Origin of the sequence: Pedobacter sp. 22163 (genome assembly GCF_052045595.1) — a bacterium.
Lineage (GTDB): Bacteria > Bacteroidota > Bacteroidia > Sphingobacteriales > Sphingobacteriaceae > Pedobacter.
The window spans coordinates 1-12,114 of sequence record NZ_JBQEPM010000008.1 but is presented as its reverse complement, the minus strand read 5'-3'; the positions used below and the strand labels follow the sequence as shown (position 1 = coordinate 12,114).

The window sequence follows — 12,114 nt, the reverse complement described above, 5'->3', positions numbered from 1 at the left end:
ACCACGTAGTGCTCATGAATGCCTTTGAAGAGAAGAAAGCTTATGAATAATCGTACTGCCTTGGTGGGGTTTGTAGGTTGCATTAAGATTCCCGCCTGCGCGAGAATGACGACTGCTCTTGGAATCTGTCAATCGTAGCTTTTAGAAAGGACTGTATAAAGCTCATATGTGATAAAGACCCTGACCTGTAGCGAGCGGAAAGCTACGCAGTAAAATGAATTCAGGGTGACGACACAGGAGAAGATCTCCGTTGGATTTCAACGGGGATCTTATTGTATCTGAGGTAAAATATTCACTAAGAAATTTTTCAGGTTGATTACTGTTACATCATTTGATGTCAGATAAGTTTCACTTTTTGGAGTGATAATATATTTGTACTTTGGTTCAAGATCTTTGGTGCAGTTTATAAAACCTTGAGACACTGTTGGTGCATTTGATAATTTAATTTCGATACATGCGAGTGGGGTAATTCCCTGTACAATAACCAAATCGCATTCTGCCCCTCTTTGAGTCCGATAAAAAAAAAGTTCTGTTTGTTTTTCTTTTACTTGATAAATCTGTTCAACTACATAGCCTTCCCAAGAAGCTCCTATTCCTGGGTGGCCAAATAAATCACTATAGTTGGGGATATTTAATAGCCTATGAAGAATTCCTGTGTCTCTAATATATGTTTTTGGCGATTTAACCAAACGTTTTTTTGCATTAACAAACCATGGTTGTAATCGTCTGATCAAAAAACCTCCCTCTAAAAAATCTAGATACCTGTTAACGGTTGGTGCGCTAACTCCTAACGACCTTGCAAAGGATTCGCCATTAAATAGGTTCCCGTTTAAATGGGCAAGCATACTCCAGAAGTTTCTTAGCAGAGTTGGTGCTAAATCTACATTAAACATCTTTGCCAAATCTCTTTCCACATAACTCACAATAAAATCGTTAATCCATTCTTTGCTTTGGAAATCATTTTCCGATAATAGTGATTCAGGAAACCCTCCCCGAAACCAATGCTGTTCAAAACTTAATTCATCTGGCAACTCAGTTAATCCGATGGGACATAATTCATTATAAGAAATTCTACCTGCCAGCGTTTCAGAAACCCCTTTAACCAATTCAGGTGAAGCAGATCCTAATAAGATAAATCTTCCTGGTGTTCTTTTAGCATCAATTAATGGTCGTAATAAGGAAAACAATGTTGGCAATAGCTGTACCTCATCAATAATTACAGTATGATCTTGCAAACCTTCTAAAAATGTATAGGCATCGTGTAACTTTGCAATATCCCTTGGGTTTTCCATGTCCAGATAGATATAGTCATTACTTAAACTTTTTGCCAAAGTTGTTTTTCCAACCTGCCTTGGGCCAAGGATTGCAATTGCTGGCGATTTTTTTAAGCGACTTATTAATTGTGCTGCAAGATTTCTGGTAACTAACATATACAAATGTATACTTTTGTGTTGTAAATCAAAAGTATAACTTTTGATTTACAACATTGACATCCATTTTTTAGAGTTTATGGGCAAATTTTTGTTTTACGGCTTATGAATTTAAATAATAGATAAAAATGCATAATTGCCAACTTTCATGACTTTCGCCTGTTTTATTCTTTGCAGCCTAAATCGTATATTTCCTCCCAGCCGTTTATTCTTTTTATAAGCGGAGGAGAGAACATTAAAATTGATTTAAAGATCAATTTTAACTAAGTTTGATTTACTCATGAAATTTAAAATCACCTCAGAATATCAACCCACCGGAGATCAGCCGAACGCGATAAAACAATTGGTAGATGGCGTAAATGCCAATGAACATTATCAAACTTTACTAGGCGTTACAGGATCGGGAAAAACATTTACGGTAGCTAATGTGATCGAGCAGACGCAAAAACCTACCCTGATTTTGAGTCACAATAAAACTTTGGCAGCGCAGCTTTACGGCGAGTTCAAAAATTTCTTTCCTGAAAACTCGGTGAATTATTTTGTCTCTTATTACGATTACTATCAGCCAGAGGCATTTATCGCATCAAGCAATACTTATATCGAAAAAGATCTGAGCATAAACGAAGAGATTGAAAAACTCCGGTTACGCACCACCTCTTCGTTAATGAGCGGTAGGCGCGATATTATCGTGGTATCATCCATCTCCTGTATTTATGGTATGGGTAATCCAGAAGATTTTTCCAGGATGGTTTTCCGTTTCGGCGTGGGCTTAAGGATTTCGAGGAATGCATTTTTGCATAGCTTGGTTGAGATTCTATATTCCAGAACTACAACAGACTTTAAACGCGGAACCTTTAGGGTTAAAGGCGATACCGTTGATATTTACCCTGCCTATCTTGATCATGCTTACCGCATTTCTTTTTTCGGTGATGATATTGAAGAACTTTCTGCAATTGACCCGGTTTCTGGAAAAACCATAGAGAAATTAGAAGATATGGCCATTTACCCGGCAAACCTTTTCGTTACCCCGAAAGATAGATTCAATTCTTCGATCTGGGGAATACAGGAAGAGCTGGAAATCCGTAAGAACCAGTTAATTGCAGATCGGCATTTGTTGGAAGCAAAACGTTTGGAAGAACGTACTAACTTCGATATAGAAATGATGAAAGAATTAGGTTATTGTTCTGGTATCGAAAACTACTCCCGTTTCTTTGATGGAAGGCAGCCCGGCATGCGTCCTTTCTGTTTGTTGGATTATTTTCCTGACGATTATTTAATGGTGATTGATGAAAGCCATGTTACCGTTCCACAGATCAGGGCCATGTATGGTGGAGACAGATCGAGGAAATTATCTTTAGTTGAATATGGCTTCCGTTTACCGGCCGCACTGGATAACCGACCTTTAAACTTTAACGAATTCGAAGCGCTTGCTCCCCAAACCATTTATGTAAGTGCAACGCCGGCTGAATATGAATTGGAAAAATCAGAAGGTGTGGTCGTAGAGCAGGTAATCAGACCTACAGGTTTGTTAGATCCTGTTATTGAAATTAGACCTGCCATTAACCAGGTAGATGATCTTCTAGATGAAATAGATATTACCATAAAAGAAGGTGGACGTATTTTGGTTACCACATTAACCAAACGTATGGCTGAAGAGTTAACTAAATATCTTGATCGCTTAAATGTCAAGACCAGGTATATCCATTCTGAAATTAAAACCCTCGAACGTGTAGAGATTCTTCGTGGTTTACGTTTAGGAGAATTTGATGTGTTGGTTGGAATTAACCTTTTGCGTGAAGGTTTGGATTTACCAGAGGTTACTTTGGTTGCTATTTTAGATGCGGATAAAGAAGGTTTCTTACGGTCTGAAAAATCGCTGATCCAAACCATCGGTCGTGCGGCCCGTAACGATAAGGGCCGTGTTATTATGTATGCTGATAACATTACGGATAGCATGGAGAAAACCATATCAGAAACGAACAGACGTAGGGATATACAGATTGCTTATAACCTTGAACATGGCATTACGCCTAAAACTGTTGGTAAATCAAGGGAGGCAATTTTAGAGCAAACATCTGTCCTTGATTTCTCTCAGAAAGCAAGCGATAACAAAGCCAGGGCTTATGTAGAAAATGCCGAAATCAGCATTGCCGCCGATCCCATTGTACAATATATGGGTAAAGCAGAGCTGCAAAGAGCAATTGATACCACACGTAAGGATATGCAAAAAGCCGCAAAAGATATGGACTTTTTGCAGGCCGCAAAGCTGCGTGACGAAATGTTTGCCCTAGAGAAAATGTTTAACGAAAAATTCGGCAAGTAACGATTTGGTTTTATAGCATGATTTTTAGATAATTTAGCCTACAATTGCTTTAAACAAGTTATCTAAAAATCATTCAAATGAAATCTTTTAAACTATTAACACTGATCGTACTCGGTGTAATGGGGCTAAAAAGTCATGCCCAAAATGCTACAGCAATTTCCCTCCCACTTGGAGGTAATGCCTACAGTTCTTTACATCAGGATTCAGAAAGAACATTATCCAACAGGGGAATTGTAAACTGGTTTAACCCAAAAGAATATTTTACAGCTTATTTTCGGGTTTCTAAACCTGGTACCATAACGTTATCATTAAGCGATAAACCAGTGGTCGATGGGCAATCTGTTCTGGAATTCGCAATTAACAATCAGTCCAAAAAGGTGAGTTTTGATGAAACCAAGCCATTTGACGGTAAGATTGGTGAATGGACCATTAAAGATACTGGCTACGTTGCTTTAACCATTAAGGGAATAAGCAAAAGTGGAGCGAAATTTCCTTCAATACAAACCTTATCCATTAGTGGAACAGCCACTGAAGGCAAAACGGCTTACGTTAAAAACAACGAAGGCAACTTTTTTCACTGGGGCAGGCGTGGGCCATCGGTTCACCTCAACTATCAACAGCCTGAAAATGTAAATGCAGCGTGGTATTATAACGAAGTAACTGTGCCAAAGGGCGAAGATATTTTAGGCTCTTATTTTATGGCGAACGGGTTTGGGGAAGGCTATTTCGGTATGCAGGTAAATAGTCCAACCGAACGGCATATCTTATTTTCGGTATGGAGCCCTTTCAATACCGACGATCCTAAAAGTATTCCAGAATCGCACAAAATAAAAATGCTAAAGAAAGGAGAAAACGTACATACAGGAGAATTTGGGAATGAAGGTGCCGGAGGTCAGAGCTACCTAAACTACATGTGGAAAGCAGGAAATACCTATAAATTTCTGTTGCATGGTGTGCCTGGAAAAGATAGCCTAACCACGTATACTGCCTATTTCTTTGCTCCCGAAATCAATAAATGGCAATTAATAGCCAGTTTTACAAGGCCGCAGACTAAAACCTATTTAAAACGCTTCCATTCTTTTTTAGAGAACTTTTCACCAGTACAGGGAGACCTATCGCGAAAAGTTTTGTTTAATAACCAATGGATCTGCGATGATAAAGGAACATGGACCGAATTAAAATCTGCACGTTTTACTACCGACAATACAGGGGCAAAAGGATATCGGATGGATTATCAGGGAGGAGTAGATAAGGGCGCCTTTTATTTAAAGAACGGTGGCTTTTTTAATGATTACACCACACCAGGAAAAATATTTACCAGAAGCACTAGAGGTAAAAAACCTGAAATAGATTTCAGTAAATTACCGTAACACTCAAAATAATTATGGAATTTTGAGGCTTTAATCATTATTATATTACAGCACAAATGGACGGGCAAAACAGAAAAGACATATATCCGGGATTAGAAGTCGGAATTATTTTGAAGAAAGATCAGCGGTCAGGAAATATCACTTATGGCATAGTGAAAGATCTGCTTACTTCATCTGCATTTCATTCCAGAGGGATAAAAGTGAGGCTCGAAGATGGTCAGGTAGGCCGCGTAGCTGAAATTATTGAAGATTAATAAGGAGATATTAAAACCTTTATAGCCTTATTTGCGTATTATATTTGTAATCGGAATGCAATTAAAGGCCAAAAAAGTAACAAAATAAATTTTGTGACGTCTATATTTGTAACAACAGTAATTTAAATAATGGTATTAGGTTTAGTAAAATTCATTTTTATCACAATATTGGTGCTTTGGCTGATCAGGATGTTGATTAGGTTAGTTCTGCCAATGTTGTTTAATAACCTGGCTAGCAAAATGCAAAATCAGGCTACAGGACAGCAACAACAAAGACGGTCAAAACCTGAAGGCGCTATTTCAATTGATTATATGCCTCCAAAGCCTGATCAAAGTAAAACAGATAAACTCGGAGACTTCGTAGACTACGAAGAAGTTAAATAAAACTAAACCCTGAACTTGATTCAGGGTTTTTTGTTTATATGAGGCTGTATCAGATTGTAATTCAATCGAATTTGTCACGTTGCCTGTCGAAACGCCTTGTAGGACACTTAAAATGAGGCCTCCGACAAGCTACCATTAACACACTCCAGTAGAATGGTCGTCATCTCGACTGTAGCGCAGTCCCGAACTTTCGGGAGAGAGATCTTTGTACTAAGTTATTGAAATCAAATCTCAAAGATTTTGTTTCGCAGAGCCTTGGGGTTCTCCACTGCGGTCGAGATGACCATTTATCTTACCTGTCATTTAACTCCTTTGTTTTTTGTTAGAAACTGGCCCCTCAGGATCACAATTCTATTTAGGATGCAGACTCTTTTTTGTTTGAATTCAAAAAGCAATAATTTAAAGTATATATTTAAACCTCAACCCGAAAACCAAAACTATACCCGCAACTATGAAATATTTTATTGTTTTTATCTCCTTGTGGATGGTAAGCTCGAAATGCTTTAGCCAAACAAAACAGGATAGTTTAGAAATCAAACGTGCAGTCCTTGATTATATAGAATCGCAGCATAGCCCAAACGCTAAACAAATGGAGCTGGCTTTACACCCTAGGCTGGTTAAACGCACATTTTGGACGGATAAGGAAACCAACAAGGATTATGTTCGTGAAACCTCTGCAGAATCAATGGTTATCCTAGCTGAAAGTTATAACCGCAAAAAAGATAAATTCCCTGCTGTTCCTAAAAAGGATGTAAAAATGCTTGATATTTCAGAGAAAACTGCCTCAGTTAAACTAATTGCAGATGAATGGATCGATTATATGCACCTTGTTAAATTAAATGGCTCCTGGAAAATTATTAATGTGCTCTGGCAATTTAATGATAGTGCGAGGCACAAATAGCGCATATTACCATTCAGCTTGAAATTTAATTACCTCATTTCTTTTCTCAATTAGTTTCAGCATATAATTTTTAAAAAATATTTTTTCTACAAGCCGGCCTAACAAGCCAAGTGGCGCCTGAAACTCAAAAACATCAGTCATTTCTGTCTGAGAACCAATTATTTTAAACTGGTGTTGGTGGTGGAGTTTTTTAAAGGGGCCTTTAACCATCTCGTCGACAAAGAATGTTGGGGATTCCATTGTACTAATCTTATTTGTCATTTCGAACGGAATGCCAAAATGTTTGGCTCGCCAGGTAACCGATTCATGTAAACCGATCAATCCATCTTTCTTCCCGGCGATGGCTTGCTCACCAGAACTTTGCATCGATTGTACATGAAGGTCGATACTTCTGGCCAGATCGAAACAGCGTTCAATCGGTGCATCAATCAATGTTTTTAAGATAATGGTAGGCATACACTTAACTTTGGGCGTTTTTTCTATGCTTTCTGCTTTAACCTGTTCGATTAACCCTACTGTTCTCTAGTAAAAAATGAAAGTTTTGGATGGAAATAAAACCAAACTTAAGGGCAAGGCTTTTTAGGGGTTAGCGTTTAGGATGAATATGTCTTGATACTCGATACTTACTACTTGATACTCAAATCATGCTACTCAATATTTCCCTCTCACATCTCAAATCTCCTGTCTCTTATCTCTATTTAAAAACTTTCAACACCGAGCCCCAGAACCAACTTTCTTCGGCTTTAAGCATCGTTTCTAAAGTTTTATCTACATTGACAGCAAGTTTGTTAATATCGCTTACCGATTTTTTAAAGGTTTTAAATTCAGGATCTTTTTCATCGCCAACTACCGTTGATAGTTCATTCAAAACTTTTAAAACAGGCTCTAACTCTCTTTTTTTACGCTCTTTAGCTACCTGACGGGAAATATTCCAAACATCCTTATCGGCAAAAAAGTATTCTTTGCGCTCGCCGGCTTTGTGTTGTTTTTCAATTAAACCCCATCCAATTAAATCGCGCAGGGTCATATTGGCGTTTCCCCTGGAAATACTGAGCGCTTCCATAATTTCTTCGGTGGTAAGCGCTTCAGAAGAAATTAACAATAGCGCATGTACCTGGGCCATGGTGCGGTTAATTCCCCATTCGGAGCCTAATTTGCCCCAAGCTTCTATAAATTTTAATTTTGCCGCTGCTAGTTCCATACACAAATATAAATTTATTTTTAAACTTTCAATAGTTATTGAAAGTTTATTTGTTTCGGAGGCTATTTACTTTCGCGTTGTAGTTTATCCAATACCATCTGCCAGCTGTTATCATTGTTATTCACTTTTTTTAACAGATCAGCCTGAGCCCTATCGAAATAGACAGATAGTTTTAATACCGGTAAAGCCAAATCTGGTTTAAACATCGTTCCGGGAGCAAATCCAGGCTCATTGTTCTTTGCCCGGTCGCGGTCGAATTTTACGGTTGTATTTACATATTCTTCGTGTTGTTTTTCTCCATTGATGTAGGGAATTAACCATTCAACAGATTTTTTGATTGAAGATCCTTTAGGCGACTCGTAGGTATAAAAATTGGTGCCTTTTGCTCTGTCGATCATAATGGCCAACTTTAACATCGGTTCCAAATCGTAAATGTGGTAATGCATGGCATCTCGCTCTTTAAAATCCAAACTGGTGCCATCTGGATATAAATTGATATTGATGTGGCTTTTTAAATTGTCGATGGTCCACTTAATAAAATCCTGATTGTTTAAGGTGTAACCAATTTCGCCAACTTCTTTTAGCCGGTGCGCATTCCAGTTATTAATGGCGGTAGCTCTCCCCGTTTTCATCCGTTTGCTGTTAATTTCTGCCCAAGCCGTTTCGGTAAGCCATTGTTCAATCTGTTTTTTATCAGCCGTTGGAATATCTTTTTTAATCAGGTCGTAAGCTTCAATGGCTTTATCCAGATTGGTATCGTCAATAGGATCGCCATTGGGTTTATTGATTTTGGCCCATGCCCCAAGAAATTCTACACATTTGTTTAAATATTTTTGATCATCGGTAATCCGATATTGTAAGGCCATTGCAAACATTTTGTTCATATCTGCCAGGGCTAATCTGGTTTTTTCTTTTTTTGGATTTCCCTTTAATAATCCTTCAGTTCTGATGGTATCAATTGGGTTGGGTTGTTCGCTTAGATAATTTAATGCTGATTTTTCAAAGCTCAGGTATAGTTTTTTGGTTTCCCCATCATTTTTGATCTGGGTTTTCAGCTTTTTAATTTCATTGGCATTTAAACTTACTAGCTGCGAAAACGAAGAAAAAGATAATAAAGCAAGAGCGATTGTAACGACAAACTTTCTCATAATAAATAGGTTGAATTTTTATTCTTTGATACAAATCTAATTTTTTATTCAGCATGCATTTAATTTATTACTTTTTTATACCGCCCAATTTTTTATTTTTGACGTTCGTTTAAACTTAAACAAACCTTAATGAATAACTGGTTTAATAAAAATGGCGTACACCTGGCCATTATTGCATTTTTTGTAGTCATCACTTTTGCCTACTTCAGTCCTGTTTTGCAGGGTAAAGCGCCACAGCAGGGCGATGTTTTGCAGGCTAAGGCCATGCAGAAAGAAATTATGGATATTAAGGCGAAAGATGGTAAGGGCCCACTTTGGACCAACCAGATGTTCGGTGGTATGCCAGCTTACCAAATTTGGGTACAGTATCCCCTCAATATTACAACGTATGGTATCGATGTAATTAAAGGTATTTTCCCAGATCCTGTTGGAACAGTTTTGTTATATCTTTTAGGCGCATACTTATTATTTTGTGTATTAAAAATAAACCCATGGCTTGCTGCAGCGGGTGCAATTGCTTTTGCATTTACCTCATATAATTTTATCATTATTGCTGCGGGGCATAGCAATAAGGCCCTTGCCATTGGTTTCTTCGCCCCTATTTTGGCTGCCATTATTCTCATCCTAAGGGGCAGGTATCTGGTGGGAGGCAGTTTGCTGGCGCTGTTTATGGCGCTAGAGATCCGCTCGAACCACATCCAAATGACCTATTATTTATTTATAGTGTTATTTATTCTAGGCTGTATAGAACTTTACCATGCCTTTAAAGCAAAACAGCTTCCGGCATTTGGTAAAGCTGTTGCTTATATTGCTGCGGGTATTTTCCTATCGGTTCTGGTAAATGCAGGTACCCTGTGGACAACCTACGAGTATGGCAAAGAAACCATCCGTGGTAAATCGAACTTAACTACCGATAAGGCAGAACCTGCAAATGGTTTAGATAAAGAATATGCCTACCAATGGAGCCAGGGTGTTGGAGAGAGTTTCTCATTTCTGATTCCGAATATTTATGGTGGTGCAAGCAGTATTGACGAAATTATTAAACCTGAAAGCAATACCTATAAAGCAGTTGAAAAAAATCTTCAAGGCGTAGATCCAAAGCAGGCCATTGGTTATGTGGCTCAAAATCTGGGTACCAACCAGTATTGGGGCAATAAACCGGGTACTTCCGGTCCGTATTATTTTGGCGCCATTATCTGTTTCTTATTTGTTTTCGGACTGTTTATTGTAAAACACCGCTGGAAATGGTGGATACTGGGATCGAGTGTTTTATTGTTGGTTTTATCTTTTGGTCAAAATCAATATGGAGATAAGTCAAACTTATTATATACGGGATTTTTCTTGAAAATTATAATAGCCTTGTTATTTGCGTATTCTGGTTATTTATTTAAGAAAAAAGAAAAATACAAATGGGGAGTATTAGGTTTAGCAATATTTCTACTGTTTTTAACCGCATCAGTTAGTCTTTCTGTCACTTTATCGGATCTGTTTTTTGATTACCTGCCGGGCTATAATAAATTTAGAGCGGTAGAATCGATATTGGCCGTTGTAGGTTTATTGGTACCCTTGCTGGCTATACTGGCCATTAAAGAAGCACAAGAAGGAAAATACGATCAAAAATATTTAGTGCAGCGATTAACCTGGTCAGCAGGTATTACCGGTGGTTTTGCTTTAATTATTGCCGTGATTCCTACGGCGTTCTTCAGTTTCACGCAGGCCAATCAGGCACAGGTTTTAGATGCTTTAACACAAACCTTGCAGAACAACCGCGGTGCTGCAATGGAAATTTTAAATGGCATTGTTGCCGACCGTGTGGCTTTAGCACGTGCTGATGCTTTACGTTCTTTATTGTTCGTAGCCATCGGTTTTGGAATTACCTGGGCCTTCATTACCAAAAAACTGAACATGCAATTGGCTTTTGGTTTATTGGCATTATTTGTTTTAATTGATTTGTGGCAGGTAGACCGCCGTTATTTAAACAACCAGAATTTTGTAAGTAAATCCGATTTAGATAACCATTATCAACCCAGGGATGTAGATAATTTTATTGCGGCTGATAAAGATCCAAACTTTAGGGTTTTCGATTTATCGTTGGGCGATCCGTTTAAAAGTGCTGAAACGTCTTATTTTCATAAAACCGTTGGTGGTTTCCACTCCGCGAGGTTAAAACGTTTTCAGGAGTTGGTAGATAACCAATTAACTAAAAGTATTAACCAGGATGTGTTGGATATGTTAAATACCAAGTACATTATTACACAAGATCCTCAGAACGGATCGTATAAAATGCAGCGTAACGCAACGGCTGCGGGTAATGCCTGGTTTGTACAAAGTGTTCAGTTTGCCAAAAACGCCGATGAAGAAATGAAGGCCATTAGCAGTTTTGATGCTAAAAAAGAAGCCATAGTTGACGAAAGTTTCAAAAATTCGATCGATACCAAACGTTTAGGAACTGGTCAGGAAGGTTTTATTAAATTAACCAATTATAACCCTGATCATTTAACTTACGAATACTCAACCGCTAAAGATGTAATCGCAGTGTTTTCAGAGATTTATTATAATAAAGGCTGGAAGATGTATATCGATGGTGTAGAAAAGCCATACTTCAGGGCTGATTATGTTTTACGTGCAGCACAATTAGAAGCAGGCAACCATAAACTTGAGTTTATTTTCCACCCAACATCGTATTATACCGGAGAGAAAATCTCTTTAGCTGGATCGATCTTGTTATTGGCCGGATTAGGTTTTGGGTTTTACGCAGAAGAAAAGAAGAAAAAGAAAGCAGTTAAAGCTTAATATTTCTTTAAATAGATTTACGCCCCTCAAGATCAAAATCTTGCGGGGTTTTTTGTTGCCAGAATTTTTTTGCAACGATTTCTTGCCACGGAAACACTGACTATCCCCTCGGCTTGTCATCCTGAAGGGGTAATTTATTGTATAAAAATCAATATTAATGACAGGAGAATTTAAAAAATTAATCTCCTCAGATTATCGTCCTTTAGATTTGTATAATGGAATTATAGTTTATTTTTATCTATTAATAATATACAAATATTACCTAACTCGGTAGCGGCTCATTAACAGATCGTCAAGGTTTTTATACCTA

At 37.9% G+C, this 12,114-nt stretch carries 10 protein-coding genes; 6 read left to right on the top strand and 4 right to left on the bottom strand.

All coding sequences use genetic code 11. The features are described from left to right. Positions 1 to 269: 269 nt before the first annotated feature. A complete protein-coding gene (locus ACTJKN_RS19775) occupies positions 270 to 1,430 on the bottom strand; it encodes an ATP-binding protein (RefSeq protein WP_440827475.1) in 1,161 nt (386 codons plus the stop codon). A gap of 280 nt (positions 1,431 to 1,710) precedes the next feature. Here ACTJKN_RS19775 and uvrB point away from each other — a divergent pair, with 280 nt between their 5' ends. From uvrB to ACTJKN_RS19750, 5 genes are all read left to right on the top strand, one after another. Further along, positions 1,711 to 3,753, top strand: coding sequence for an excinuclease ABC subunit UvrB (gene uvrB / locus ACTJKN_RS19770; RefSeq protein WP_440827474.1), 2,043 nt, complete (start codon positions 1,711 to 1,713; stop codon positions 3,751 to 3,753). Between the two features lie 77 nt (positions 3,754 to 3,830). Continuing rightward, the gene (locus ACTJKN_RS19765) at positions 3,831 to 5,123 is read left to right on the top strand and encodes a DUF3472 domain-containing protein (RefSeq protein WP_440827473.1); all 1,293 of its coding nucleotides are present in this window, start codon (positions 3,831 to 3,833) and stop codon (positions 5,121 to 5,123) included. Between the two features lie 56 nt (positions 5,124 to 5,179). Further along, positions 5,180 to 5,377: a YwbE family protein gene (locus ACTJKN_RS19760; RefSeq protein ID WP_440827472.1), complete on the top strand. Its 198-nt coding sequence runs from the start codon at positions 5,180 to 5,182 to the stop codon at positions 5,375 to 5,377. Positions 5,378 to 5,506: 129 nt separating this feature from the next. Then, positions 5,507 to 5,761: a DUF4834 family protein gene (locus ACTJKN_RS19755; protein ID WP_440827471.1), complete on the top strand. Its 255-nt coding sequence runs from the start codon at positions 5,507 to 5,509 to the stop codon at positions 5,759 to 5,761. Positions 5,762 to 6,212: 451 nt separating this feature from the next. Further along, positions 6,213 to 6,662, top strand: coding sequence for a nuclear transport factor 2 family protein (locus ACTJKN_RS19750; protein WP_440827470.1), 450 nt, complete (start codon positions 6,213 to 6,215; stop codon positions 6,660 to 6,662). Positions 6,663 to 6,668: 6 nt separating this feature from the next. Here the strand turns inward: ACTJKN_RS19750 and ACTJKN_RS19745 are convergent, their stop codons facing one another. The 3 genes from ACTJKN_RS19745 to ACTJKN_RS19735 form a co-directional block, all read right to left on the bottom strand. Beyond that, entirely contained in the window at positions 6,669 to 7,118 is a 450-nt protein-coding gene (locus ACTJKN_RS19745) for an SRPBCC family protein (RefSeq protein WP_440827469.1), read from the bottom strand. A gap of 238 nt (positions 7,119 to 7,356) precedes the next feature. After that, complete coding sequence (locus ACTJKN_RS19740; RefSeq protein ID WP_440827468.1) at positions 7,357 to 7,863, bottom strand: GbsR/MarR family transcriptional regulator; 507 nt, start codon at positions 7,861 to 7,863, stop codon at positions 7,357 to 7,359. 62 nt (positions 7,864 to 7,925) lie between these two features. Continuing rightward, positions 7,926 to 9,011 (bottom strand): alginate lyase family protein, encoded by a 1,086-nt coding sequence (locus ACTJKN_RS19735; protein ID WP_440827467.1) that lies wholly within the window; start codon positions 9,009 to 9,011, stop codon positions 7,926 to 7,928. A gap of 129 nt (positions 9,012 to 9,140) precedes the next feature. Here ACTJKN_RS19735 and ACTJKN_RS19730 point away from each other — a divergent pair, with 129 nt between their 5' ends. Beyond that, the gene (locus ACTJKN_RS19730; RefSeq protein ID WP_440827466.1) at positions 9,141 to 11,804 is read left to right on the top strand and encodes a YfhO family protein; all 2,664 of its coding nucleotides are present in this window, start codon (positions 9,141 to 9,143) and stop codon (positions 11,802 to 11,804) included. The last annotated feature ends 310 nt before the right edge of the window (positions 11,805 to 12,114 follow it).